25 protein-coding genes and 3 tRNA genes are annotated in these 26,556 nt (G+C 59.5%); 11 read left to right on the top strand and 17 right to left on the bottom strand.

Annotated features, from left to right (window positions below; translation table 11 throughout):
* Positions 1-101: 101 nt before the first annotated feature.
* The 13 genes from QUG01_RS12125 to QUG01_RS12065 all read right to left on the bottom strand — a co-directional run bounded on the left by QUG01_RS12125 (position 102) and on the right by QUG01_RS12065 (position 14,307).
* The gene (locus tag QUG01_RS12125) at positions 102-785 is read right to left on the bottom strand and encodes a hypothetical protein (protein WP_500830369.1); all 684 of its coding nucleotides are present in this window, start codon (positions 783-785) and stop codon (positions 102-104) included.
* 31 nt (positions 786-816) lie between these two features.
* Positions 817-1,329, bottom strand: a complete 513-nt coding sequence (locus QUG01_RS12120; protein WP_500830368.1) for a hypothetical protein — start codon at positions 1,327-1,329, stop codon at positions 817-819.
* Between the two features lie 394 nt (positions 1,330-1,723).
* Complete coding sequence (locus tag QUG01_RS12115; protein ID WP_500830367.1) at positions 1,724-2,245, bottom strand: hypothetical protein; 522 nt, start codon at positions 2,243-2,245, stop codon at positions 1,724-1,726.
* Between the two features lie 681 nt (positions 2,246-2,926).
* The gene (locus tag QUG01_RS12110; protein ID WP_500830366.1) at positions 2,927-4,321 is read right to left on the bottom strand and encodes a hypothetical protein; all 1,395 of its coding nucleotides are present in this window, start codon (positions 4,319-4,321) and stop codon (positions 2,927-2,929) included.
* Positions 4,321-5,271 (bottom strand): ATPase, T2SS/T4P/T4SS family, encoded by a 951-nt coding sequence (locus tag QUG01_RS12105; protein ID WP_500830365.1) that lies wholly within the window; start codon positions 5,269-5,271, stop codon positions 4,321-4,323. The genes QUG01_RS12110 and QUG01_RS12105 overlap by 1 nt, the downstream gene beginning before the upstream one ends.
* Before the next feature lie 48 nt (positions 5,272-5,319).
* A complete protein-coding gene (locus QUG01_RS12100) occupies positions 5,320-5,901 on the bottom strand; it encodes a type 4 pilus major pilin (RefSeq protein ID WP_500830364.1) in 582 nt (193 codons plus the stop codon).
* Positions 5,902-5,969: 68 nt separating this feature from the next.
* A complete protein-coding gene (locus QUG01_RS12095) occupies positions 5,970-7,070 on the bottom strand; it encodes a type II secretion system F family protein (protein WP_500830363.1) in 1,101 nt (366 codons plus the stop codon).
* Positions 7,064-8,506, bottom strand: coding sequence for a hypothetical protein (locus QUG01_RS12090; protein WP_500830362.1), 1,443 nt, complete (start codon positions 8,504-8,506; stop codon positions 7,064-7,066). Before QUG01_RS12090 ends, QUG01_RS12095 begins: the two co-directional genes overlap by 7 nt.
* 226 nt (positions 8,507-8,732) lie before the next feature.
* Complete coding sequence (locus tag QUG01_RS12085) at positions 8,733-10,346, bottom strand: GspE/PulE family protein (protein ID WP_500830361.1); 1,614 nt, start codon at positions 10,344-10,346, stop codon at positions 8,733-8,735.
* 150 nt (positions 10,347-10,496) lie between these two features.
* Entirely contained in the window at positions 10,497-10,928 is a 432-nt protein-coding gene (locus tag QUG01_RS12080) for a hypothetical protein (RefSeq protein WP_500830360.1), read from the bottom strand.
* The gene (gene pilO2 / locus QUG01_RS12075; protein WP_500830359.1) at positions 10,882-12,165 is read right to left on the bottom strand and encodes a type 4b pilus protein PilO2; all 1,284 of its coding nucleotides are present in this window, start codon (positions 12,163-12,165) and stop codon (positions 10,882-10,884) included. The genes QUG01_RS12080 and pilO2 overlap by 47 nt, the downstream gene beginning before the upstream one ends.
* A 1-nt stretch (position 12,166) precedes the next feature.
* Positions 12,167-13,768, bottom strand: a complete 1,602-nt coding sequence (gene pilN / locus QUG01_RS12070) for a PilN family type IVB pilus formation outer membrane protein (RefSeq protein WP_500830358.1) — start codon at positions 13,766-13,768, stop codon at positions 12,167-12,169.
* Positions 13,769-13,779: 11 nt separating this feature from the next.
* Positions 13,780-14,307 carry a toxin co-regulated pilus biosynthesis Q family protein gene (locus QUG01_RS12065; protein WP_500830357.1) on the bottom strand — a complete coding sequence of 176 codons (528 nt, stop codon included), beginning with the start codon at positions 14,305-14,307 and terminating at the stop codon, positions 13,780-13,782.
* Between the two features lie 82 nt (positions 14,308-14,389).
* Between QUG01_RS12065 and QUG01_RS12060 the strand changes: the two genes are divergently transcribed.
* The 3 genes from QUG01_RS12060 (at position 14,390) to QUG01_RS12050 (ending at position 17,000) form a co-directional block, all read left to right on the top strand.
* Entirely contained in the window at positions 14,390-15,004 is a 615-nt protein-coding gene (locus tag QUG01_RS12060) for a DotD/TraH family lipoprotein (protein ID WP_500830356.1), read from the top strand.
* A complete protein-coding gene (locus QUG01_RS12055; RefSeq protein ID WP_500830355.1) occupies positions 14,997-15,593 on the top strand; it encodes a lytic transglycosylase domain-containing protein in 597 nt (198 codons plus the stop codon). Before QUG01_RS12060 ends, QUG01_RS12055 begins: the two co-directional genes overlap by 8 nt.
* A gap of 129 nt (positions 15,594-15,722) precedes the next feature.
* Positions 15,723-17,000: an O-acetylhomoserine aminocarboxypropyltransferase/cysteine synthase family protein gene (locus QUG01_RS12050; RefSeq protein WP_500830354.1), complete on the top strand. Its 1,278-nt coding sequence runs from the start codon at positions 15,723-15,725 to the stop codon at positions 16,998-17,000.
* Between the two features lie 48 nt (positions 17,001-17,048).
* On the opposite strand, the gene QUG01_RS12045 is transcribed toward QUG01_RS12050, so the two are convergent.
* On the bottom strand, positions 17,049-17,927 hold the full coding sequence (locus QUG01_RS12045; protein ID WP_500830353.1) for a L,D-transpeptidase: 879 nt from the start codon (positions 17,925-17,927) through the stop codon (positions 17,049-17,051).
* 139 nt (positions 17,928-18,066) lie between these two features.
* On the opposite strand from QUG01_RS12045, the gene rlmD reads away from it, so the two are divergent.
* The 5 genes from rlmD (at position 18,067) to QUG01_RS12020 (ending at position 23,439) form a co-directional block, all read left to right on the top strand.
* Positions 18,067-19,611 carry a 23S rRNA (uracil(1939)-C(5))-methyltransferase RlmD gene (gene rlmD, locus QUG01_RS12040; RefSeq protein ID WP_500830352.1) on the top strand — a complete coding sequence of 515 codons (1,545 nt, stop codon included), beginning with the start codon at positions 18,067-18,069 and terminating at the stop codon, positions 19,609-19,611.
* A 286-nt stretch (positions 19,612-19,897) separates the two neighbouring features.
* Positions 19,898-21,085, top strand: a complete 1,188-nt coding sequence (locus QUG01_RS12035) for a NupC/NupG family nucleoside CNT transporter (protein ID WP_500830351.1) — start codon at positions 19,898-19,900, stop codon at positions 21,083-21,085.
* 109 nt (positions 21,086-21,194) lie between these two features.
* On the top strand, positions 21,195-21,821 hold the full coding sequence (locus QUG01_RS12030; protein WP_500830350.1) for a YecA/YgfB family protein: 627 nt from the start codon (positions 21,195-21,197) through the stop codon (positions 21,819-21,821).
* A 114-nt stretch (positions 21,822-21,935) separates the two neighbouring features.
* Positions 21,936-22,766 carry an undecaprenyl-diphosphate phosphatase gene (locus QUG01_RS12025; protein WP_199153302.1) on the top strand — a complete coding sequence of 277 codons (831 nt, stop codon included), beginning with the start codon at positions 21,936-21,938 and terminating at the stop codon, positions 22,764-22,766.
* A 202-nt stretch (positions 22,767-22,968) separates the two neighbouring features.
* Positions 22,969-23,439, top strand: a complete 471-nt coding sequence (locus QUG01_RS12020; RefSeq protein ID WP_052246652.1) for an NUDIX hydrolase — start codon at positions 22,969-22,971, stop codon at positions 23,437-23,439.
* A gap of 65 nt (positions 23,440-23,504) precedes the next feature.
* Here QUG01_RS12020 and QUG01_RS12015 read toward each other — a convergent pair whose 3' ends face one another.
* From QUG01_RS12015 to folD, 3 genes are all read right to left on the bottom strand, one after another.
* Positions 23,505-24,095: a hypothetical protein gene (locus QUG01_RS12015; RefSeq protein ID WP_103319494.1), complete on the bottom strand. Its 591-nt coding sequence runs from the start codon at positions 24,093-24,095 to the stop codon at positions 23,505-23,507.
* A gap of 7 nt (positions 24,096-24,102) precedes the next feature.
* Positions 24,103-24,966, bottom strand: coding sequence for a formyltetrahydrofolate deformylase (gene purU, locus QUG01_RS12010; protein WP_103319495.1), 864 nt, complete (start codon positions 24,964-24,966; stop codon positions 24,103-24,105).
* A 175-nt stretch (positions 24,967-25,141) separates the two neighbouring features.
* Positions 25,142-25,993 (bottom strand): bifunctional methylenetetrahydrofolate dehydrogenase/methenyltetrahydrofolate cyclohydrolase FolD, encoded by an 852-nt coding sequence (gene folD / locus QUG01_RS12005; protein ID WP_500830349.1) that lies wholly within the window; start codon positions 25,991-25,993, stop codon positions 25,142-25,144.
* Positions 25,994-26,231: 238 nt separating this feature from the next.
* Here folD and QUG01_RS12000 point away from each other — a divergent pair.
* From QUG01_RS12000 to QUG01_RS11990, 3 genes are all read left to right on the top strand, one after another.
* Positions 26,232-26,308: transfer RNA gene (locus QUG01_RS12000), tRNA-Pro, on the top strand.
* Between the two features lie 23 nt (positions 26,309-26,331).
* Positions 26,332-26,408, top strand: a tRNA-Arg gene (locus tag QUG01_RS11995).
* Positions 26,409-26,434: 26 nt separating this feature from the next.
* Positions 26,435-26,510: transfer RNA gene (locus QUG01_RS11990), tRNA-His, on the top strand.
* The last annotated feature ends 46 nt before the right edge of the window (positions 26,511-26,556 follow it).

The following is a 26,556-nucleotide window of genomic DNA, read 5'->3' as shown; positions in this document are numbered from 1 at the left end:
TGGGTATCCATCATCACGCTCCTGGTGAGAGGCTTACTTCAGTGTAGTTACCAACTTACAATTGGGACATAGCCAAATAAAAACCCGCCAGCGCGGACGGGTTAAGATCGATTGCGGGCATCCTTCATCACATCGGACGGCGCTTCGCCTGAGAGCAAGCGCTTGAGCAAACCTTGCTCAAACTCGCCCAACACCGCCATTCTTCGCGCCACTCTGTCCGCCAGCCCCTTGGCGCAATGCGCCTCCTCCAGCGTGACATTGATCATCAAGTCCTTGCGATATTTGGCATTGCCGCGCATGCGGAAGAAATCGAGCAAATTGCGATCAATCGCCGCGGCGTTCGCCTCATCGTCGCCTGATGCAGACGCGGCAAATGACGTCTTTTGACGACCTCGCCCATCCGCAGGCACAACCTCGATAGGCGCGATCGCTCTATCCACAACCATCCTCGTCAGCGACGTGTGGCCAGCCACCGCGGCCCGGCGCACCGCCGCCGTATCCAGCGCGGTAATGGAAGCATTGCTCATGGGAAACAAGGCCGCCAATGAGACATCGCCAAGCGCATCGTCATCCGCCAACGCCACCGTGCGCAAAAAGAATTTCGCGACATTGCTTTCCGTCATCGATGGCGGCGGAGCTCCATCAACAAAGGCCTGGGCTTTCCATTCCTCAAACTGCGGCTGCAATGATGGCGGCACCTCGCCTCGAAAATAATACGCTCGCAATTCTTCCGGCAAAACCACCGCAAACTGACGCTCATACACCGGTATGTTCACCGTAGACATTTGTCACACCTTATTGCCCTTGATACGCTCATCACCGAATGACACCTTGTTCCTTGAGGGCAGGAACCTCGCCCTTCGCGACTCGCTCCATGCGTGATTGCAACGCGATAAGCTGAGACAGGCTGGTTGCAGCGGAAACTGACAGGCTTGGCATGGCTGCACGCTGCAACATCGCGGCCTCCACATCGCTATTGGCCACCACAAATGCAACGATGGGATCGCGGTCCGGGGAGTGCGTTTTGGAAAAACCCACCACCACAAAGACCTGCGAAGCGGGCACCGTGCCCCCCACCTGCTTCGCTCTCCCTTCCTGCATCAGGCAAACCTCTTCTCCGGATGCGATCCTGCTCATATAGGCGACATAACGCCGGACTTCAGTCAGACTCATCGTACCTGCAGGCTGAAATTGCGGCATGCAACGCTTAGCCAAGCTAGAGGCGACTGCAGCCGTCTCGGCTATCACATAAATCGAGGCTGAAGCGAACGCCTTCTTCAGCTTTATCCAATAACCAGCCACCAAAAATACGCGCCCGTCATCGTACATGTCATTCCCTCACTCAGTTTACTTGAGTAACCCAAGCTCCCAGGCACCGCCAGGCAGTTACAGTTTCTTTTAGTTTCATTACTACTAGAGTGTACCACAAGGCTAAAAAATTTCATTTTAACGAAGCGCCAACACAGTTCAAATGATGACAATCTGAGATATGATCAAAATATGTGGCCAACTTCATTAAGTCAATGAACCATCACGCACTTTCAGCCCCCTCGGCGGTCAAGTCCAAAGCCAGCTAAACTTGAGTCTACGCAAACGTTCACAAACAGATGAAGTCCACCTTCATACAAAACAAAATGTACCGCCATCGCGCAGCAGCTGCGACCCAAACCGCGCATCGCCCCGCTCCTTCCTAGCCCCCCAAACGCTAAGAAGTCGAGCCGGACTATAGCGTTCGATACAAGTTCCGTTGCAACCATTCAGACATCCGATCCACCCAGCGAATAAACTCGAAGGCGCTGCCGACCAGCCCTTGCAACTCCTCCTCCATGGCAGGATCCTGCCCATCCTGCGCCGACCAGCAGATCGCCGTCTCCAGGCTTTGAATCAAATACTCCTTGATACGAATCCTACGGCCAAGCTCACCGGCATCCTCGCGAGTCAATACGCCAACCTCCATCGCCTCATCAATCAAACAAGTCAGCAGCAGGGTCTTTTGTGCAATGTCCTTCAGCACCGCTTGTATTTTTCTCATACCCAACCTTTTCACCCTTCCGACCCTATCCAAGGGTCGCTTCAGCAACAACTCTAGGATCAACATTCCGGCCGAGTTCCGTTTGGCACGCTTCCACCGCCAACTCGCTATCCTCGCCATCCAAATCATCCATGATTGGAACTTGCTGCCCATCATCACGGAGAAATGACTCTCAAACGGCATAATATTGCTTACTTCAAATCCTAAATTCATGCCATCGTCAACTCACTGCTCATTTAATTATTTATTAAGATACATACTTTAACACAACTTTTTATTAAAAAACGCTCAATAATCTGCTGGCGAAAATCAATATTTCTTCAGAAAGTCACAGGATTAACAAACCAGCATTTTTTACTAGCCGATATGCAAAACCTGCAGCTTCTCGCCTCATTGCCGCATTTATGCGAAAGCAGCCACCCTTTGCCAAAAATCACACGCACCTTTTATTAATTAAATAATTTAAAATGAAATTTATTAAAATTTAAAATAAGGCCGCGCGGCACAAACCAGCTCTGGCAATCAAGGCTCACGCTATAGTTTTATTCTGAAATTGGAATAATAAAATAACAAAAAGAAATATAAAACGGCCGAGCGGCATAGATTGCGAGCCATGACCCTAAAAAAATCATAGCTCGACAAACCACCTGACTCATCGCCAGGACGCGCTCCAACAGACTCCGAAAGGAATAGCGATCGGCGCCGAACGCGCCAAGAATAAGATATGGGGCAGCGCGGATCAGCGCCAAGAATGCCCTATTCAAACTATCTAGCAGGCCGCGGCGGGAGGCTGCTTCGAAAGCCCCCTACCACCCAAGTAGTTTCGCCCCTTCCCAGACAGAAGCAAAGCCCTCAGAACCTCCTACGCTGGCTTAGCACATCGCGATAGAGCAATCAGCGAACACATGTCGCCACGGCTTTCCAACATCCGCTCTCCGATGCCCCCGTCCAGATATACCACCCTTCTTTATTCAATAAATTGATCGGATGCTCATCTTGACGCGATTTGTTCTGATCAGAATTAGGCCGAGGCTCTTCATAGAATTTCAAAGGCGCGCTCTCTTCTGGCGCGAAGGTATATTCCCTATAATTCCTCGAAGGTTCTCCTGGGACCAGGAAATTCGGCCAGCGCGTCACATAGTAGCCACCAGACAGCAGCCTGAAGCCTTCTCCACAGTAGGCGACAGAGACTTGCGAATCGGTTCTCTTATCCACATTAAATCCGCATGCCTCATAATCACCCTTTACCGTCACCGTTTCGCTAAAGCCAGGCTGCCCCCACTGCCCCCCTACGCAGGAAAGAACCGTACCGTCACCCTCTCGCATCGCGATCAAGCCATTGGATTGACAAGGGGAGCCTTCGCGCACGCCGCTCAACTGGACAAACTCCCCAGCGGAAATTCGGTCGCCCACGTTAAGCTTACCCTGGACACCCGCGCCTCCCGTGACGGTTGCGGACCCGCCCACTGTCAAATCCCTGCCCGCATGAACATCATTGCCTGCACTGACTCCATTACTAGAGAAAACCTCGCCCATCCTCAATGCGCCGCTGCCTTTGATGTCGAAGCTATCCATGTTCAAATTCCCCGTCATCGGGCGCGAACCGTCGCGGCGCAGAAACATATCGAGATCCGAGCGCAAATAGCCGCCGCGCACCGCGACGATGCCGCCCTGCGTTCCCACCGGATTGTCCAGCTTCATGCTCATGCTGCCAGGAGAGCCATCTGGAAACTGCAATTTGCTCTTATCCGGCAGCAGTGCCACGCCACCATTCTGGCCTATGACTTGAGCGGCGGCGGCGGCTGCGACATAGTCGACTTTATCGGCGCCCGATGGGTAGGGCAGCAACAATGGCTTATCGACATAGGTCAAAGCATTGACATTGCAGGTATCCATCACCAGGCAAGTCCCATCAGCCTTAGACAAAATAATCCGATAGTTGCCATCCGGCACCGGCGGTCTGTCTCCAAAGCCGCTCAAGCCGGCAATCCTGGCGATCTCCGCCGCGGTGGGATGCGTGACGTCCTTCGCCAGCGTCACCCCATCCACGACCAAAGGCTGCACGGCCCCCGGATGATTGATCCAGGCGTCGGCGATTTGCGGGTGGAAGCGGACGACATAGCTATTCACCCCCTTGCCCAACTCAGCCAGCGCGCCGCCCAGTATCTGGCCGCGCGCCACCCGCCACTCATTGACTTGCCGTACCCCAAGATAGGCAAGGCACATGCCGATCAGCGCCACCGCGATCGCCAAGGTCACCAGCAATTCACCCTTCTGCTTGCGGCGCATCACATGCTCCTGAGCTGGATATTCCTGCGCCGCTGCAGATCCACTTCGCCCTCCAGCCTGGCATATTCGCCCTTGCACAGGAATTGATACAAATCCTTGCGTTCGCGCGTGTCCAAGGAGGTCATCTGCGGTACGCCGGCATCCAAGCGCTGATGAAACACCATGCGCAAGGAGTCCGCGACAAACTGATCGGCCTGGGTTTCCCCGCCGGCCCGCGCCAGCGAAGCCAGCCGCCGGAGGGCCGACGGAATGTCGCGGGAGTGGATGGTCGATAACACCAGATGGCCATCGACAGCGATGCGCAACAATTCGGCGGCGCTGTGCGCGTCGCGCACCTCTCCTATCATCAGCATGGAACGGTCGCGCGCGGGAAACGAGCGCAAGGAGGTGGTGATCGCCTCGGCGAAGCGCCGGTCGAACTGCACTTCGCCACCCATGGCGCTATCCATCACATCGATCTGCGTGCAATAGCCCTCGCCATGCCAGCCTTCGATGACGATCTCCACCGGATCCTCCACCGTCTGGGCGAACCCGCCGAACTTCTCCAGCCGAGACACCAGCATGGCATTCAAACTGGTGGTCTTGCCGGAACCGGTCAAGCCGGAAAACAGCACCAGCCCCCCGCTCTTTTTCAGCTCATCGGACAGCATCATATTGACGTGGCAATCCAGCAAGCGCAGATCCGGCAGCTTGGGCGCGCGATTCATCACCAGCCGGCAGGCATAGCGGTAAGGCTGCATGCGTTGCACACGCCAGCGCATGCCCGCCGCCGTAACGGTAAATCCTGACCGCTGGCCAACCTCTTGCTGCCCCGCCAGCACGGCCTCCGTCAACTTGAACAAAAAACCCTTGTGCGCTTCGCCCGGCTGAATCTGCCCAGGAAACAGCACGCTGGATTGCCAGTCTCGGACGTGCAGTTGCACATCGCTAATGATTTCTTGACTTTTCATGATGATTTCTTCCGAGACTGCCCCGCCAAAAGACGGGGCCATCGCCGCTCACTTGGAAAAGTGCAGCGCAAGATCGGCTTTTTCCTCTTTATTGCATTGCGTGCCCAGCTCGGCGACATCCAGCGACTTGCCATTAGGCATGTCTTTCACCACGGTTTCGCCCACTTTTATCCTGGCGAACAATGCCTGCACATTGGGCACTAACTTGGCGCACGCTTCTTTCGAATAGCCCTTGGAGACAATTTCTATGCCATCGTTTGCACCAGCGGCGCCATAAACGCTAGCCGGTCCCCAAGTCACTTCTCCACCAAATCGATTCGAAATATTCTTATCTCCCGATATCCGGTCCGCCGGCGAAAGCTTGAGACTGACCGCCACTTCATTCTTCAGGGTACTGACATCGGCCCCGCTGCCATACACCCTCAAGGCATTGGAAACAGACTGCTGAATATCCGACGTCTCGGAATTGACCTTGATATTGGTCATGACCGTTGGCACCACCAGAAAACCGACCGCCAAGATGAAAGCAATGATGCCGACGGCTACCGATAGCTGAATCAAGTCGACTCCGGCTTGATCCTTGAGAGACCCGCGCGGCGCGGCCGGCGGTTGAACGGGAAAAGTACGCATGCTGCACTCCATTAGTTAAATAAAATATGAACTTTAACAAACAAATATTTTTTTAAAACAAACGCCTCTCACCCTCCGGTCGTCATCTGCTGAATCTGGTTGCCCGCCTCCAGCGCCGTTATCATCATCCCGGCGATAGTCAGCAGAATGAAGCCGCCCACCATCACCACCAGCAAATTGCGGATGATGGCCGAGCGCTCCGCGATTTTTACCGAAATCTCTTCTATGGTGGTCAAGCCGATCTTGCGGATGCCGTCTTCAAAGTTGCTTCGCGCTGAGTATTCCGCGATCCGGTCGAAGATATCCTCGGAAAACAGGCCGGTATCCATCGCCTTGAGCAAGCTGCGGTTGGCGGTCAGGGAGACCCGAATCCTCGCCAAATGGCCGCGCATCCACGGCGTGGCGCCCCGCTCAAGCAACTGCACCGCTTCGAATACGCCGGTATTGGCTTGCGACAGCGCCGCCAGTGAAACCAGAAACTCGCTCGCCTTCAAATCGCGGTAAAGCGAATAAGGCAAGCGGCGATCCAGCCGACTGCGCATCGGCCCATTCCAACGCGGCAAAGACCAGAAATAAGCGCAGGTCAAGGCCGCAGGCAGCCCATAAATCAAATACCAGTAATCTCGAATCGCCGCCGACAAGTAGTAAAGTACTTTGCCGACGAAGGGAAAGCGCTCCGGCGGCATGATCTGCTCCATGATGGGCATCATGCCGAGCGCCACGCCGACCTGCACGCCGGTCATCAACAGCAACAGAAAAATGGGCAAGGCCACCGCCAACTGGATTGCCTTGGCATTTTTTTCGCGGATAGTCACCACCTTGGCCAAGAACCGCAGCGCCTCAGGCAAATCGCCGCGCTCCCCGGAGCCGATCACCATCAAATCATCGGCGGGAATGGTGCCTTCCCAGGTGTCGCGCAGATTCATCGAGGCCGCGCGCTGCCGCCAAAAAGCGAACAGCGGCGCCATGGGATTGCCGCGCTCCCGCGCTAAGGCGAACTTGCGCGAAAAGAGCTCATAAGGATTCGCGCCGTCCTCGATGGAATCCGCCAAGTCGCCATAGAATTTCGAACGCAGCTTCATGAACTTTCTCTTGGCCCGCGCCAGTCCGGCATAGGCGGGGTCCGCGCCCGCCGATGACCGGCCAAGCCCTCTCCAGCCGTTCAACATGACGCCCCTCCCGCCGCCAGGTAATCCACCTTGCCATCCGCGATGTCTCGCAACAGCCGCGCGCGTATCCGTTGATCCGGCCTCACGCCTTGATCCGCCAGCTCGTCAGCCATGGCGACATCCAATTCTTTTTGCAGCAAGCGGCCATCCCAGATTTCGCTATACCACGCTTCGCCTGCATAGCCGCTGCCGCAACAAGGCGTTTTGACATTGCGCGTGCGGGCCTTGCTCCAGTCCGCGCCGCGGCCATGAGCGCCCGCCTCCGTCATGAGCCGGGCCGCTCGTTCTCCGTCCACGGTTTCCGAACAAAGCGGGCAAAGCATCGCAGCCCTTGCCGTATCGATGCCATACATCACGCGCCCCTTTGCCCAGCCCGTCCGTTCCGACAGCAGCTTCATCAACATCGACTCAACCGATGCCTGCTTATCGGGATACACCGCCAGGACTGGGTGGGAGCTAGCTTGCAACTTGGCTAGCTCAGGGGCGATCAACAGCTGAGGCAAGCCGCCTGCAGAATGCTCCGTCACGGCGATGCCGCGCTTCCAGGCCTCGCCGACCAAAGCATGCGCCATCGGCAAAGCCATTTCCCCTGAAACGAATATAATCGCGCCCGGCCGGCGCAACTCATTCATGACGCGCTGCGCCTCATCGCCACTCTCCATGCCAAACGCGCCAAGCGAGGCCGGTTTGCCAAGCGGCCATGCCGCGCCGCCGGTTGAGGCCGTCCAAACGCCCGGCGCATCCCGCTCCGGCATGCCGCCCAGCGCCCCCAGAAAATCAGCCGCGCACGCCTGCGTCAACGACGCCACCGCCTCCAATCCATGCGAGGACTCCAGCAACAGCAATCGGCCGCCATCCGCCGCCGGCGCGGCATAAGCCTGAGTCGCATCGGCCACGCGAAAAGCGTAATCGATGTCCTTCTCGGCAAGAATCTCCTCCCAGAGAAACCGCCTGACGGCCCAGCGGTATGCATAGGCCGTCAACGTCAGCACCCGGCAGGCCTGGCCGGAAGCCTCCATGCGATGTTTGATGTCCGCCACGGCCGACATAGCCTCATGCCTCTCGCCATCGGCCACCGCCAACGCGCCCCAACCCCGATCCACGCCGGACAAACAGAAATAGCCATGCCGCCCCAGCGCGCCGCATCCTTTCAACGGCTCCGCCAACTGATGTCTGGCATCCAATGTCATCGCCGCGAGTTCCGCGAACGGCAGGCAATGCGTTTCGACAGGCCACAACGGGGCCGCGCGGGCGGCGAAATAATCCGCATCAAGCAAGCCCAAGGCGTCCAGATTGCGGAAAACCTGCCGCGCGTCCTCTCCCAGCATGCCTCTCGCCGCCGCCTGGCGAGCCCAAAGCGGCGCGGCCATCTCGTCCGGATGCGGATTATGGCCGGCATTGTCGGACAATGGCGTGATCGCCTGCCGGTAACCCATGTCAAAAGTTTCGTCAGCCCTCTCGCCTTCCCCCCGCACCTCGCGCGCCACACGGCGAAGCCAAGCCAGACGTTCTTCGCTGACCGCTCCGGCTCGCCTGTCTACGCTGGCCCCGGCGATCTCGTACGCGCTCGCATCCGCATCTGCGAAAGATGCGCCCAATTTGGAATGGCTTTTCCAAACTCCATCGAAATGCAGCTCTTCGCTGTTCATTCTTATTCCTCTTCTAATCAGCCAAACTCAGGGGGCGGTATTTTTTCAGTTTGCGGAAGGCGGACTCGATGTCTCTTGGGTCCAGCAAGCCCTGAGACATTTTATAAATGGCGTGCTCCATCGCGGTCTTCCCCAGCATGACCGGGTCGTAGAGCTTGCCATTGTTCTTGGCGCGCCAATATCGCTCCGCCTCCCAGAAACGGCCTTCGCGTATCATCGGCAGCATTTCCTCCGCGATCTCGCAGACCTCCGCTACCACTGTCTGCCCCGCCGTGCCCAGATAACGGCATTGCGGACAGCCCTCTCCCTCCACCCGGACTTCGCTGATGTCTATCCCCAGCGACGCGATGACCATCAGATAGTCGTCAGGCAAAACTTCCACCGCCATGCGGCTGCAATCGGAGCACAGCACAGGCAGCAGCTTCTGATAAACCAGCACGGTCAGAAAATCCGGAGAGGCCAGCGAATGAACCGGGATGCCGATCTCGTTCTCGGACAGCCGCGCCAAGACGCCAAAGCCGCTTGACGCGTGGACGGTGGACAACACTTGGTGGCCGGTCTGGGTCATCGCCTTGGCGAACGCGCCGGTTTCCGCATCGCGGATCTCCCCTCCCATCACCTTGTCGGGATCACCCCGCAACAAAACCTTGGCCGCTGCGCCGAAGGGGGTTTCGCTGCCCTCCTTCTTGCCATCCTCGGCCTTGCGCTGGATGGGAATTTGGGTGACATGCGGCTGGATGTACTCGACAGGGTCTTCGATCGAGAAGAATTTCTTGCCTGAATCGCGCTCATAAGTCATCAAGGTGCGCAAGGTGGTGGTTTTCCCCGAACCGGTCTCTCCTGCGATGATGGTCAGACCGGGGGATCGGTACACCGCGTCCTCCAGCACTTCCACCTGATCTTCCGAATACCCCAGCTCCTGCAGGCTGAGGATGTCCTTCTCCACCGCCTCATTGAGCAATACCCGCAAAATGACATCCACGCCGCGGTTTTCCTTCACGCTCTGGAACCGCAGTTGATAATTTCGGCCTTGGATGTTCAAACCGATCGAGCAGCTCTGGTGCCGGTTTTCATCAAAGTGGTTATGGCTGCGGCTGCTGGAGTCGGCCCGGGAGTTATAGGCCGTCGAAACCGCGTCCATCATGGCGTTGAAGTCATTCAGCAATCTTTCCTTGGGATCGCTGTCTCTCAATTTGCCGTGAATCCGGTAACGAACCCGCACCTGCGTCCCATCCCGGAATTCGAAATGGATATCGGTCGCCCTCAGTTCAATCGCCTTCTCTATCACCATGTCGAAGTTGCGCGCCCCCCCGTTCCTGGCGTCGCCAGCTCGAGCGTCGCCCTCGCCGCCTTGCTGTTGCAGCTGAGACTGCACCAGCAGAATCTCATCCATGGCGCCGACGAATACGCCGTAACAGCTGAGCCGCGCTCTTGCCCGGATGCCGGAATCAAAGCGTTGCAGCAAATCGCCCTGGCGCAACTGCGGATAACTCGCCTCATCTATCAACAGGAGATACTGTTTGGTTTTGGCCGACCCCATCACCAACACGCTGTTTTCATAGCCAGGCAGCAACAGATCGCTCTCAATGCGCCAGCCATGCTGACGTATCACCTCAGTCTTCAACATAGTCAGGCGCCGCGCCGCCTGACCCTCAGCCCCTGGCTGCCCAGCTCGCCTGGTATCCGTCACTGCCGGAGAAGCGACCGGCTTCACGCCATCGCCGCGCTTCCCGAATTGAGAAAGCCAATTCACTAATCGGTCCCCCTAACTCATGCTTCAACGCGATTCCGCCGCCGCGACGCCAGAATCTATCAACAGACGCTTCCGCTTCCCGCCCTGTCTCAGATCGACATAGTCCTCTCCCACCGCCACGACTTTCCAAGACCTGAGCTTGTCTCCCGCTTTCACCGTTTTGGCCTGCCTGCCTTGGATCAGCAGATAGGCCCTGCGCACTTGGCCATTGCTTTGGATGATCATCAGATCGAACTCCGGCGCCGGCTCTCCCCCGCTCGCGGACGGCGGCAATCCGCCAGCATTGGGCAAGGGCAAGGGCGGCAGAGATTGAATGGCAGGCAAAGGCCTCGGCATGGCGCTCTTGGCGAAGGCATCTATGGTTTCCGCGCTGGCGGCGGCTGAAAGCAGCAAACAGCCGAGCAACAATTTATTGAACATAAAAAGTGCCTCTCGCGGCAAAGGATGGGGATGCATCGCTCAACATCACCGTGATTTCATCCAGCGCCATATTGCCGGAGCGTTCCATCAGCCCCGCGACAGAGTCCAGAAAAGCCAGATGCCCGCTTAGCGCCCATGTCCCCCTCGAAACCTGCGGCAGCTTGGCGCTTCGATTTCTGAGTTGCGGCGGCAAGGGAACCAAGGCGTCGGTCTTGCCCAGCGAGGCCTCCAGCGCCTTGCCTGCCCCCGCCGCAGACTTGCCGTAATCGTCCAGCGCCTGCATCCTCACCCCCGACTGCAAATAAAACTGCGCCGCCGCGATCGGCGTCACAGCCTTGTCCCCGGCGCCATCCGCAAACGCGACCTTTTCCATCGCGGTATTCATATCCTGAATCTGAGCCGCGGGCCGCGCGGCCGACAAGGTAGCGAAATTGCCGCCTTCCCCCCGCAGCCAACCCACCGCGCAAGCGCCGGCCTTGCACGACAAATGCGTGATGCGCCAGCCGCCTACATTTCTGGGCAACTGCTGAATGGCCAACTGCATGCGTTTGGCGTATGCGCTGCCGCAATGCAGGGCCGGCGCTTGCAATGCCGCCTGCAATTGCCCGCGGTAACGCGCCTCCTCATCGGGTTGCGCCATGGCCGCCTCCGCTAGCTTGGCCTGAATTTCCTGATCATGAGCCTGCAGCCACCACTTGGCGCCCAAGCCAAGTCCGGCAAGCACGATGCCAACAAGCGCCAAGCCGATCAGAGGATTGCGCGGCACCGGCCGGAAGCAATATTTCTCCTTTTCGCCCTGGTTCAATAATTCGGCGATTTCATCCAGACCGATGCGCCGTGTCACCGTGAACTGGATGTCGGCTTCATCGCCCAGAACAGTGACGCCGATGCCCACCTCTTGCATGAAGCGGCGCGCGGATTCAATCGCCTCTTCTTGCGGCAGGATTTGATCATGCATCGGCTTGCCATCATGAATCGCGATGAAAATCACATGGCCGGCATCATCGGGATCGCTATGGAGGAAGAGAATATTCGGGTCATCGGTGAGTTCTCTGAGCCAACCGGCCAGCGAATACAAGCCATGCCGGCTCGCCTTGCCCGGCAAGGTGGCCAAACCCACGACCGACGAGCCCAAAGCGTTCTTCAAAACCAGGAATTGCCTCGCCCCTCTTTTGGCGGCCAGTTCCCTCACCTCGTCGGACTCTTTGCTCAAGCCAAGCAAAGCCTCCCACTGCACCCCGGCGACCAGATTGCCGCACAGCACTTTGGCCATCTCAAACCCCCTCGGTCAGTTGGGGGGAGATCACGACAATGATTTCGTCGTCGTATTGCGCAGCCGACTTGGTCCCGCCCTGATAGGCGATGACGCCGTTACGATCCGCTTGGCTCTTGCTCTGCCTGAAACCGCTCAGAATCAGCGTTTGCCCGGACTTCAACGATGCCCGCTGCATGGTCTGCACCGAAGACGTGATCGGCGTCTGGATCGAGTTATCCCCCGATGTCACTTTCTTCAAGTCTCTCAACTCAGACAGGTCGATCTGCACTTGCAGCATCACGCTGCTGTTATCCAGCAAAGTCGGCAGCAGATTCATCACAAAGCCGGTGGAAATCACGCCGGGCTCCATGCCGACGCTGGGCGCCGAGCCGCTCACGCCAGGCGTTGCCGTGATTCGCGCCAGATAGCCCTGGTTCTGCGTCACCGCCACCGGCGCGGGCTGATTATTCAGCGTCACGACATTGGTATTGACTACGGTGCTGACCCGCCCCTGCTGGCTCAGCGCCTGCAACAGAATCTGAGAGCCTTTGAATTGCCCGGAATCCATGGTCACGCCGAACACGGCATCATCAGTCGACCCCTTGCCCGCCTGGGTGAACGAGCTGCCCCAACCGCTTTGCGCCGCGCGATAAACCAGTTTCCAATCGATGCCGGATGACGACTTTTCAGTCAAATTCACGGAAAAAACCTGCACGGACAAGCTGACCTGACGGCCCAAAACCGCGTTCTCGCCATCGATGTAGCGCGCCACTCGCGCTACCACATCGGCGGAGTCCGTCACTGTGATCGAGCTTGTCATCTCCGAAGACACCGCCTTGCCCAAAGGAGACAACATGCTATTGACCGTGTCGCTCAACCGATCCCAGTACTTCATCACCGAGCTCATGCTGACAGATGAATCCGAACCGAAATTCAAGACAGCGGATCCGCCGCCACCGCCGCTGCCGCCGGTCGAGCTTTGCGAACTCTTGCCTACTTTGGCCGAATAACTGGACACCCCAGGCATGGTTTTTATCTGGAAGGTTCTCGTTATCAATCGAGAAAACTCGACCACGCCATTGCGATAGCTCCAATTCGTTCCCGTGCGGTTCGCCACCGCGTCCAGCAGGCCTCTCAGGCTGCCTGAATAATTGACTTGAGCGCGCGGCTCATCCGACAGCGCCGTTCCGCCCGTCGGTTGCGCCGCGGGCGGATACGGAGAAGATAAGCCTATGGTCGGCACGGCCGGCATGGCGCCATTATTCGGCTTGGCCGCGGCGACGCTGAAAATGTCGCGCGCCAAGCGGATCACAATGCCCTGCTCCTTGGCGATCTGCTCCGCCATCAAAGACAGAGGCAAGGCCTTGCCAGTGGAGAAGCTCGCGTCGCGTTCAAAACGCGCCGGCAAGGCATCCACCTCGTCCACCACCACGGAACGCTGGGTAAACCAAGCGCCTGCGCTTTTTTCCACCATCGGAGGCAAGAAGGGCTGCGCGGCCTCAAGTCCACGCACGTCCCGCTGTGCCTCAGCGATTCTTCCATCGGTGTTCTGCAGCAGGCCCGGCGTGCCGCAGCCCCCAAGCAACACGGCGACGCATGCCAGAAGCGCTGTTTTCTTCATCACAAACATCCTTATCGTGTCGCATGGATCACGCGAATCACCCTATTTGCCTCATAGGCCTTGATCCGCACCGGCGAGTCAGTGTTTTGCAGCGACTTGGCAACTTGCTCCATCACATCCAGAAAAGAGCCCTTGAAAACTGCCGGATAATCAATCGGAAAATCACGATCCAACTCCCATGCAAGCACCCAGCCATTTTCCTTGGCGTACGATCGCAGAGCCGAGGAAATTCTTTCCTTCCCTGGCGATAGCCTCAACACGTCTTGGCGCGGCGACTCAACGGCCAGCTCCGAAGACGCAACAGCAGGGCGCGCCAGCCCGGCCATCCGTCTTTCCTCGCCGCGGATCAGCCCTGCCGCCGCCGGCTTAATTGCTTCATCGTTTAAATAAAGAAAACCGGCTTGCGCGTTGAAGACCGGGGCAAAACAACATGCCGCTACCATCAATTTCCAGCCCATATCATCACCAAGGTTTAATTTAAACACCTCTATAACAAACATAAAAAAGCACACGAAAGTCCTGATGCCAGCCTGACCCATGCCAGACGGAAATTTTCGGCACTATAGCACGGTCATTTTATGTTTGATATAGTGATAACTATCATAAACTAAAAAAATCCCCATGAACAAGGTAAAAGTATTGATTCTATTGGCGATGGCGACCAGCCTGCCGGCTAGCGCAACCCCCATGCTGGGCGACACGGCGGAGCAAAAACCTAGGCCAAACTCCCCTGCCGCGCCAGCCGAGGCGGACAGCAACCTGGACCGTCTCTACTCGACAGAATATGAAGGCCCTCCGGGAAAATTGCTAGACGATCTGGCCCGCATCACAGGCTGGCGTTTTGAGGAACGCGGCGCCACCGATTCCAGCATCGTCATCCGCATCAAAAGCCTCTACCAGCCAGTCATCGCGACTCTCCGCTCGATAGGCGAGCAATTTCCCTATGCGCTGGTGGCGGACCAGCGCTCAAAAACCATTTTGCTGGATTACACCAGGCTGATCATTGCTTCGCCGCCTCCCCAGCAAAAATACCTAATGGACGGCGGCGTATTCTCCAGCCGCGCCGCCGCCGAGCGAGCGGCGGATAGCTACAAAAACAAGGGGCTTAGTTGCCAGATAAAAAAAATCGGCCGAACCTTTCAGATACTCATCGGACCATTCAGCGATGACGGCGCCGGCGAGCGCAAAGTGAAAGACACTCTCGGCCCGCTGAAACGCCTTCCGCCCGATGCTTAAGCCCCGCCGCGCAAACAAGAACCCGGCGCCCATTCAAAGGCGCGCCACGCTCTGCCGCCCCGCCTCGGCAGAAGCTGGACGACCTTCGCAAAAATCGCGCGTCTGGCCGCGCTGGCTGCTGCTCGCATGGATCGCGCTGTTTCCCATCCGTCTTCTCGCCGGCGGCCAGGAGGAGCATTTCAATATCCGCCGCACCGCGCACTGCGCGCTTGACGCCGCTCGCCGCTTCGATGTTCCTTACCTGCTGCTGATGGCGATAAAAGTAAAAGAGTCGGGCGTTCGATTCGACAATCCCTATGTGACAGGACGCAATCGCAATGGCAGCGCTGACATCAGTTTTTGGCAGATCAACGACGCCTGGCTACCCAAACTCGCCCGTTACGGCATAGACCGCGCGCAACTCTACGACCCATGCACCAACGCGCATGTCGCCGCCTGGATGCTGGCGGAAGAAGTGAGGCGCCGAAAAGACTGGGAGCGCGGCATCGGCGCTTATCACAGCCCCACCCCCTCGCTCGCTCAGCCTTACGCTAAGCACGTGCTGCGCATCTGGGCGCTGTTGCGCCGCGAAAACCCCGGCTGGAACTGAACGCTTCGAGAACCTTCACATATCAAATAGTTTTAAAAAGTAGAATTCTTAGCTCCTTGCTAGTCAGCCATTCCATTGTTATGGTAGGCCTTCATGACAAAAAACTAACCTGCGACTGGAGTCCTAGCAATGAAACTGGAAACCTTGGCCGTCCACGCCGGATACAGCCCCGACCCCACCACCAAGGCGGTGGCAGTGCCCTTGTACCAGACCACCAGCTACGCTTTCGACAGCACCCAGCATGGGGCGGACCTGTTCGACCTCAAGGTGCAGGGCAATATCTACACCCGCATCATGAACCCCACCACCGACGTGCTGGAAAAAAGGGTGGCGGCGCTGGAGGGCGGCATCGGCGCGCTGGCGGTGGCTTCCGGCATGGCCGCCATCACCTACGCCATCCAGACCATCGCCGAGGCCGGCGACAACATCATCGCCACCCGCACGCTGTATGGCGGCACGTACAATCTGTTCGCCCATACTTTCCCGCAGTTCGGCATCGAGGTGCGCTTTGTCGATTACCAGGACCCGGCCGCCATCGCCAAGCTGGTGGACGCGCGCACCAAGGCGGTGTTCTGCGAATCCATCGGCAATCCGCTGGGCAATGTGGTGGACTTCGCCGCCTTCGCCGCCGAGGCGCACCGCCACGGCCTGCCGCTGATCGTCGACAACACCGTGCCCTCGCCGTATCTGTGCCGGCCGTTCGAACACGGCGCGGACATCGTGGTGCACAGTCTGACCAAATACCTGGGCGGCCACGGCAACAGCATAGGCGGCATCATCGTCGATTCCGGCAAATTCCCCTGGGGCCAGCACGCCCAGCGCTTTGTCCGTCTCAACACCCCCGACGTCAGCTACCACGGCGTCAATTATGTGGAAGCGCTGGGACCGGCAGCCTACATCGCCCGCGCCCGCGTGGTGCCGCTGCGCAATACCGGCGCGGCGATCTCGCCGTTCAACGCCTTCCTGATCCTGCAAGGCATCGAAACCCTGGCCCTGCGCATGGACCGCATCAGCGAAAACGCGCTGAAAGTGGCCACTTTCCTGCAGGAAAACGCGGCGGTGGAGTGGGTGGAGTACGCCGGCCTGCCGAACAGCCCGAGCAAGCCGCTGGTGGACCGCTACCTGGGCGGCCGCGCCTCCGGCATCCTGTCCTTCGGCATCCGGGGCGGCGCAGAAGCCGGCGGCCGCTTCATCGACGCGCTGCAGCTGGTGACGCGGCTGGTGAACATCGGCGACGCCAAATCGCTGGCCTGCCACCCTGCCACCACCACCCACCGCCAGCTGTCGCCGGAGGAGCAATTGCAGGCTGGCGTGCGGCCGGAGCTGGTGCGGCTGTCCATCGGCATCGAGCATGTCGACGACATCCTGGCCGATATCGGCCAAGCGCTGAAAGCCGCGGCGCTTTGAAATAGAAAAGGGCCGCAGCAGCGGCCCTGTCATTGGCAATCTTACATCTCATCCCGCCTTGGCGGCATGTCCGCGCTGGCTGATCGGCGCGCCGGATTCATGCGAGGCCGGCCCGTCGGTGGCCGGCAAGGGCTGCGGCAGGCTCATCCTGGACAACCAGGGCAGCGCCGTCAGCTTGCCGCTGATCTGCGCCTTGGCGCTCTTGCAACTGATGCAGACCGGCTTGCCGCTGCGCTGCTTCAGCGCCTCGTCCACCCGCTGGCCGTACAAGGCAATCTGATGCTGATGCTGCCAGGCCAGCAAGGTATCCGCCAGATACGGCATCGACGGATCATCCTGCTTGTAGTGATTGCGGTAGACGGTGAGCCACAGCTGGCCGGTTTCGTCCTCGTTCAGCAGAATGGTCTGGTAGGCCACGGTGACGGCGTCGCCGCGGCTGACGGTATTGGCCAGCGAAAGCGCGTCATCGTTCTTCATGCGCACACAGCCATGGCTGCGGAAGCCGGGCACCGAGGCCGGCGCATTGGTGCCGTGAAAACCCAAGCCCAGCTTGCTCTCGCCGAAGCGGACGAATACCGGGCCGAGCGGATTGTCCGGCCCCGGCGGCACCACGGTCACCACCGGCTTGCCGTTGCGCTTCATCTCGTCCTGGATGGACTTGGGCACATGCCAGCTGGGGTCGCGGTAAATGCCGGTGATGTCGAAACTGCCGATGGGCGTTTGCGTCAGCATCTTGCCTACGGCCACCGGGAAAATCCGCTCCAGCTTGCCATCCTGGTACAGGAACAGCCGCGCCTGCGGCAGATTCAGCACCAGGTGCCGGCCGGCTGGATTGATCTGAACATCCGGCTCGGGCATCACCGCCGCCGCAGCGGCCGGAAACGCCGACAAACAACCCAGCGCCAGCAGCGTCAACCACTTGCACATACTGCTCATTCCATTGCTTTGAATCATTCCGCAGATTCTAACAGAAAGCGTTTGCGCAACGCGTTTGTAAAAAAACCAGCACGGATTGCCGATTTTTGAGAAAATCCGCGCCTTACCGTTTGATTTTGCAAGCAAGACGATGACGCACCCACAGACGATTGCCCTGGTCGAGTCGCTGGATCACGAAGGCCGGGGAGTCTCCCACGTTGACGGCAAAACCATCTTCATCGATGGCGCGCTGCCTTACGAAAAGGTTATCTACAGCAGCTACCGCAAGAAGCCGAGCTACGAAAACGCCAATACCAGCGCGGTGCTGAAGGAAAGCTTCATGCGCGCCGATCCGCGCTGCCCGCATTACGGCGTCTGCGGCGGCTGCTCGATGCAGCACGTGGAGTTCAGCGCCCAGGTGGCGATCAAGCAGCGCGTGCTGGAAGACAATCTCAAGCGCATCGGCAAGGTCAAGTCCGAACGCATTCTCACCCCCATCTCCGGACCGGCCTGGCACTACCGTCATCGCGCCCGCCTGTCCGCCCGCATGGTGGCCAAGAAGGGCGGCGTGCTGGTGGGCTTCCATGAGAAAAGCTCCAGCTACATTGCCGAAATGCGCGAATGCCACATCCTGCCCAAGCACATCTCCGACCTGATCATGCCGCTGCGCGAAATGATCGCCACGCTGTCGATCAAGCAGCGCATGCCGCAGGTGGAAGTGGCTGTCGGCGACAAGCTGGACATCCTGGTGTTCCGCAATATGGACGACATCACCGATGCCGACTTCGCCATTCTGAAGGCCTTCTCCGACGAGCACGGCTCGGCGGAACGCCCGCTGCAAATCTGGCTGCAGCCCAAGGGCCCGGACACCTGCTACCCGATCTATCCGCTGGACGCGCCCAAGCTGACTTACAGCATGCCGGAATACGCGGTGGAGATGCCCTACTACCCCACCGAATTCACCCAGGTGAACCCGCAGATCAACGCGGTGATGGTGGCGCGCGCGCTGAAGTTCCTCGATCCGCAGCCGGGCGAGCGCATCGCCGACATGTTCTGCGGCATCGGCAACTTCACGCTGCCCATCGCCCGCTCCGGCGCCATTGTCCACGGCATGGAAGGCAGCCAGGCGCTGGTCAAGCGCGCGGTGGAAAACGCCACCCACAACCAGCTGCAGGACCGCGTCAGCTACGAGATGGCCAACCTGTTCGAAGTGACCGAGGAATCGTTCGCGGCGCTGGGCCGTTTCGACAAGATGCTGGTGGACCCGCCGCGCGACGGCGCCGTGCAGCTCTTGAAGGCCATCACCGAAGAAACCGCGCCCAAGCGCATCGTCTATGTGTCCTGTAACCCGGCCACCCTGGCGCGCGACGCCGGCGTGCTGGTGCACACCAAGGGCTACACGCTGAAGGCCGCCGGCATCATCAATATGTTCCCGCACACCGCGCACGTCGAATCCGTGGCCTGGTTCGAAAAAACCAGCCCGTGCAAGACGCGCAAGGAAGTCGAGGCGATTGAAGCGGCCGAAGCCGCGGAACGCGAGGCCGCCCGCGCCGCGCGCCAGGCCGAGGAAGACGCCGAAAAGGCGCGCAAGGCTCAGGAAATGGCCGAGAAGGCCGCCGCCAAGGAAGCCCGCCGCGCGCATTACTTCGCGGAAAAGGCTCGCCGCGAGAGCGAATCCCATCCGTCTGAAGCGTAACGACACGCCCGGTTTTGACCGCTGAGTCAAACCGGGCTAAATTCTCTTCACATAAAGACAGATTGTTTGATCTAAAGAAAAGTTTTTATCGCGACTTCAGCGCATTGTGCACACACCGAAACCGCCACCCATCGGTCATGGCGGCAAGGCGTGGCGCTACCCCGGCTTTGCGAAGCCGACCCGCACCGCCAATAAGAATGGGCATCCGCCGGCGCGCTTTTAGCCGGACCCATGCCTTGCTCGTAACTCGCCCCCGGCAACGGGAAACCCTAAAGCGACACTTATCATGCATATCGTTCAATTTCTGATCGGCCTCCTTGTGGTGCTGGCCCTGACGCAACTGGTCGCCCGCGACCGGAAGAACATCAAGATCCGCTCCGTCCTGCAGCTGCTGGTGGTCGAGATCGCCTTGGCCTTCTTCCTGCTCAACACGACGTATGGCTTGGCCATCGTCGGCAGCATTTCCGGCGTCTTCACCAAATTGATGGAATTTGCCGGCGAAGGCACCAACTTCGCCTTCGGCGGCATCCTGAACAAGGGCGAGTTCAGCTTCTTCCTGATGGTGCTGATGCCCATCGTGTTCATTTCGGTCTTGATCGGCATCCTGCAGCACATCCGCGTGCTGCCGGTGGTGATCCGCGCCGTCGGCTTCGTGCTGTCCAAGGTCAGCGGGATGGGCAAGATCGAATCGTTCAACGCCATCAGCTCGATGATGGTGGGCCAGTCCGAAAACTTCATCGCCTACAAGAACATCATCCATACCTTTGACGAAAAGCGCATGTACACGCTGGCCGCCACCGCCATGTCCACCGTGTCCATGTCCATCGTCGGCTCCTACATGCAGATGATAGAGCCGCGCTTCGTCGTCACCGCGCTGGTGCTGAACCTGTTCAGCACCTTCGTCGTGCTGTCGCTGATCAACCCCTACGACAGCGCGCTGGGCGAAGACGAGCTGATCAGCAACGAAGGCCACCGCGTGTCGTTCTTCGAGATGCTGGGCGAATACATCCTGACCGGCTTCAAGATCGCCGTGATCGTGGCCGCCATGCTGGTCGGCTTCATCGCCCTGATCTCCTGCGTGAACTTCATCTTCACCTCGATCTTCGGCATCAACTTCCAGACCATGCTGGGTTATGTGTTCTGGCCGTTCGCCTGGCTGATGGGCGTGCCGACGCACGAAACGCTGACCGCCAGCAGCATCATGGCGACCAAGCTGGTGACCAACGAGTTTGTCGCCATGCTGGAACTGAAGAACCATGCCGCCCACCTGTCCGACTACACCCGCGGCGTGCTGTCCATTTTCCTGGTGTCCTTCGCCAACTTCAGCTCCATCGGCATTATCGCCGGCGCGGTGAAGGGCCTGAACGAGGAACGCGGCAATATGGTGTCCCGCTTCGGCCTGAAGCTGGTCTACGGCTCCTCGCTGGTGAGCATCCTGTCCGCGCTGATCGCCGGCCTGGTGCTGGCGTCCTGAGCCAAACCGCCGGCCTTGCCCGAGCATCCCGCCGCCCGCTCTTGCGGGCGGTTTTGTTTTGCTCTCCCCTGCCGCATAATGGCCGCCTGATCCACTAGGAAAGTCCGCCATGCCGCACCAAGCGCTCAGCGAGCAAGACTATCAACGCCTGTCCGCCACCCTGGCCCGTTTCGTCGACCAGGGTTGCATGAACCTGGAACAACTGGACGGCTTCTTCGCCGCGCTCCTGGCCGGCCCGGAAGCCATCCGCCCGGCGGAATGCCTGCCGCTGATCCTGGGCGACGCCTTCGACGACGAATCGGCCTTTCCCAGCGAAAAAACGCTGGAACAGTTCGTGACGCTGCTGCGCGGCCACTGGCAGGACATCGCCGAGGCGCTGAACGACGGGGAATTCCAGCCCTGGCTGGATGCCGGCGCCGACGGCGAAGTCCGCGGCAACGACTGGTGCGAAGGCTTTGTCGCCGGCATGGAGTTGCTGAACGAAGATTGGGGCATGCTGTTCGACTCCCCGGACAGCGCGCCGCTCCTGGAGCCCATCATGGCCCTGGGTTTCGAACGCCACCCGGATGCCGACATGCGCCCGTTCGTGGACGGCATTTCCAGCGAGGTCCGCGCCGAGCTGCTGGCCGCCATCTCGCCCTCCGTGCACGGCATCCACGATTTCTTCGCCGGCATCCGCCGCCAGCTGGAACAGGAAGAACAGGAATCAGACCCGCACCCCAGGCACAAGCATTGAAAGCCGGGTAAACCAGCGGCCATGCCGCCGCGTTTAGCATAGACTGACCGTCATCAGGCGAGCCGGCCACTGTTCACGCGCCGGCAGCCGCAGTCCATTTCCAAGGGGTAATCCATGAATCCAATCGAAGCCTTGCTGTTTGCCGTGATCCAGGGCGTCAGCGAACTGTTTCCCGTCAGCAGCCTGGGACACGGCGTCCTGATCCCGGACTGGCTGCACTGGTCGATCAACCGCACCAGCCCGGACTTCCTGCCATTCATGGTGATGCTGCACCTGGGCACCGCCGCCGCGCTGCTGATCTACTTCCGCCGCGACTGGATAGAACTCATCGGCGGCTGGCTCAGGGCGGGCGGCCGCGCCAGCAATCCGGAAGCGCGCCTGATGTGGCTGGTGATCGCCGGCACCATCCCCGCCGGCCTGCTGGGCCTCTTGCTGGAAAAACAGCTGCGCGCGCTGTTCACCAGCACCACCGCCGTGCTGATCTTCCTGGCCCTGAACGGCCTGCTGCTGCTGCTGGGCGACCGGCTGAAAAAGAAAACCGCCTCCCATGACCTGTCCAAACTAAGCGTTGCCGGCGCGATCAAGATCGGCGCCGGCCAGGCGCTGGCGCTGCTGCCGGGCTTCTCCCGCTCCGGCGCCACCCTGGTGACCGGCCTGGCCCACGGCCTGGATTACGCCTCGTCCGCCCGCTTCTCCTTCCTGCTGGCCACGCCCATCATTACCGCGGCCGGCATCCTGGAAATCCCCAAGCTGGCGCACAAGGGACACGGCTCCGCCGAATGGGGCCTGCTGCTGGCCTGCGGCGCGGTAGCGGGCCTGTGCGCCTATGCCAGCACTTGGTTCCTGATGCGCTACTTCAAGAAGACCGAGATAGAGTCGCTGCGGCCCTTCGGCTTCTACTGCCTGTTGGTCGGCATCGGCGGCCTGCTGGCAAAAGCGCTGTAAAGCGCTGGACTTACGTCGTCAATCCTATAGAATTGCAATAGACAGTAATTCTACTTATTGAAACCCGGTTTCCTCCGGGCTAAAGCCTTCATGGCAGCCGCCGGCCCTGCTCTACGCGCGTGGAGCACAACCGGCGGTTTTCTTGGAATCACTGATCTCACACAGGAGGCGACAGACCTCGTACATCAATATTTTCGGAAGAATGAGTGTATTGGAAGATCGTAAAAATGACCGCCTGCCCGATGATTTGGCCAGGCGCGCTACCGCCATCATCGAACTCCCCGACGGCGTGCTCGTCACCGCCAGCCGCGGCGGCCGCTACAACTTGCCGGGCGGCAAAGCCAACCGCGGCGAGCTTCGCTCGCAGGCGCTGATCCGCGAAGTGCGCGAGGAAACCGGGCTGCGCATCAACTCGATGCTTTACCTGTTCGACCACATCACCCCGTTCAACGCGCACAAGGTCTACCTGTGCATCGCGCAGGGCCAACCCAAACCGCAGAACGAGATCGAACGCATCGCCCTGGTATCGTCACCGGACACCGATATGGATCTGTTCGTCGAGGGCCGCGCCATCCTGCGCCGCTACGCCCGCCTGCGCAACGAGGAAACCGCCAAAGGCCAGGCATTGCGCGCCATGCTGGGCCTGGCGCGTTACATCGCCAAGGTCGATTAACGCCATCGGGAAAACAAAAAGGACACGCATGAGCGTGTCCTTTTTTTCTTGGCTGCCGCCCGGGTTTATTTGGCTATCGCCGCCGCGCCGGAGCTCGCGGCGCCCTTCTCCTGCATCATCGCCACCATGTCGGCCGGCAGATCCACCCAGCCCGCGGTATTGGCCAAGGACAGCGTCGCCGCCAGCAGCACCAAGGCCAGCGGCGCGAACAGCACCACGCCCGCCAGCACCCGCAGCTTGGACACCCCCGACACCTGCGACAAGGCATTGACCAGCACCACCATGCCCAGCAGCGACAACAGCATGTCGGCGCCGGCCGCCACATCGTCCGGCAGCCAGCTGGTCAACGGCTCGATGAATTGCAGGCCGCTGGCCACCACCACCAGGCCAAACAGCGACCCCGCCAGCTCGGCCTTGCCCAGCCGCAGCCAGAAGCCGATGAAGCGGGTGAAGAACACCGTCTCCAGCCAGGTGAACGCCACCATGAAGCCGATGCGGCCGGCGACATTGCCGCCCAGCTCCGTGGTATCGCCGCTGGCGATCACCCCCAGCAGCGTCAGCAGCAGCGCCGGCTGCCACCACGGGTACTGATAGGCGGCCAGCGGCTTCACCCGCAAGCGCAACAGGTCGAACAAGTCATCGATCAGCACGCGCATGGCCGGCTCAATCGAAAACCACGGTCTTGTTGCTGTAGGACAGCACGCGATTGTCCAGATGCCAGCGCACGGCGCGCGACAACACCACTTTTTCCAGGTCGCGGCCCTTCTCCACCAGGTCCTCCACCGTGTCGCGGTGCGAAATGCGGGTCACTTCCTGCTCGATGATCGGGCCTTCGTCCAGATCCTCGGTCACATAGTGGCTGGTGGCGCCGATCAGCTTGACGCCGCGCGCGAAGGCCCGATGGTAAGGCTTGGCGCCGTCGAAGGCCGGCAGGAAGCTGTGATGGATGTTGATGACCCGGTCCGGGTAGCGAGTGACGAATTCGCCGGACAGGATCTGCATATAGCGCGCCAGCACGATGAAATCGACGCCAGCCTCTTCCAGCAGGCGGAACTGCTCGGCCTCTGCCTCCGCCTTGTTGTCCTTGGTCACCTTGATCACATGGAACGGAATGCCGTTGAACTCCACCAGGCGGCGGCAGGTTTCGTGATTGGAGATGACCAGCGGAATATCGCAATCCAGCTCGCCGATGCGCCAGCGGTGCATCAGATCCACCAGACAATGCTCATACTGCGACACGAAGATGGCCATGCGCGGCTTGCGCGCGGACAGCGACACCTTCCAATTCATGCCATGCTCATCGGCGATGGGCTGGAACGCCGCGGCGAAACTGTCCATCGGCAGGGTGAAGCCATCCAGATCCCACTGCACCCGCATCAGGAACAGGTTCTCGCTGGTATCCTGATGCTGGTCCGCGTGCATGATGTTGGCGTTGTAGGTCATCAGGAAATTGGCGATGGCCGCAACCAGGCCCTTTTTGTCCGGCGCGCTGATCAGCAGCGTGGCCGAGTGTTTCTCGTGACTCATTCAGTAAACCCGTGATCAATCTGTAAATTAGTTTTACGTAATACTAAAACAGCCGCGCGCGGCTGTCTGCAACTCTCGCGCCAGTCTGGCGGCGAAAAACAAAATCGCCACAGCCCGGCTGCACCGGCCGCTGTGGCGAGCATGCTCAGAACCGCCGCGTGCGCGGCGGAAAGGCTCAGGCGTTCAGATTGGCGGAATCCAGCGTATTCTGCAAGAGGGTGGCGATGGTCATCGGCCCCACGCCGCCCGGCACCGGCGTAATGAAGCCGGCGCGCTCGCGCGCGGCGTCAAACTCCACATCGCCGCACAACTTGCCGCTATCCAGGCGGTTGATGCCGACGTCGATCACCACCGCGCCCGGCTTGACCCATTCGCCCTTGACGAAGTTGGGGATGCCCACGCCCACCACCAGGATGTCCGCGGCGGCCACTTCCGCGGCCAGATTCTGCGTGGCGCTATGGCAGACGGTAACCGTAGCGCGCGCCATCAGCATTTCCAGCGCTTGCGGCCGGCCGACGATATTGGAGGCGCCGACGATCACCGCCTTCTTGCCTTTAGGATCGATGCCGTATTCTTCCAGCAGCGTCATCACGCCGCGCGGCGTGCAGGGACGCATCAGCGGCATCTTGATCGCCAAACGGCCGACATTATACGGGTGGAAACCGTCCACATCCTTTTTCGGATCAATACGTTCAATCACCGTTTGCGGATCGATCTGTTTCGGCAGCGGCAGCTGCACCAGTATTCCATCCACGCCGGCATCGGCATTCAACTCGTCGATTATCTCCAGCAATTGCTGCTGGCTGGTTTCGGCGGGCAATTCATACGATACCGAACGCACGCCGGCTTTTTCGCAAGCGCGCTTCTTGCCGCCCACATAGACTGCCGAAGCCGGATCATCCCCCACCAGCACCACGGCCAGCGCCGGCGCGCGCTTGCCCTGCGCCAGACGCGTTTCCACGCCCACGCGTACCTTCTCAACCAGCCGTTCCGCTACCGCCTTGCCATCGATCAATTGTGCCGACATGCCTGAATCCCATATTGATGCAGATAAATAACGGGCGCTATTGTCGCATTATTTGCGCAGCGCAGTAAGAGCGGCTCCGCGGTTTATTTTTCTTAAGATCAAGATAAATAAAGAGAAAAATACAGACAGTATCCGCAAGCCGGAAAACAGCGGCAAATGCTCCCCGCAAACCCGCTAAATTATTTGCACAAAGCCGTTGACAGGCCTCGGCCTCATCCGTATAGTTGCGGTCTCTGTTCGGGGCGTAGCGCAGCCTGGTAGCGCACCTGATTTGGGATCAGGGGGTCGCGAGTTCGAATCCCGCCGCCCCGACCAGACACAACAAGCAGCCCGATAGAGCGCCCGTAGCTCAACCGGATAGAGCACCAGCCTTCTAAGCTGGGGGTTACAGGTTCGATTCCTGTCGGGCGCGCCAAGCTTGCTTGATTGCAGTACCCAATGGTGGATATAGCTCAGTTGGTAGAGTCCCGGATTGTGATTCCGGTTGTCGTGGGTTCGAGTCCCATTATCCACCCCACAATTTGCCTGATTGCGGCCCAGCCGCGGTCCAAGCCGTATCGGCG

Source organism: Chromobacterium sp. CCUG 76385 (assembly GCF_059916625.1).
This window is presented reverse-complemented; position numbering and strand designations above follow the sequence as displayed.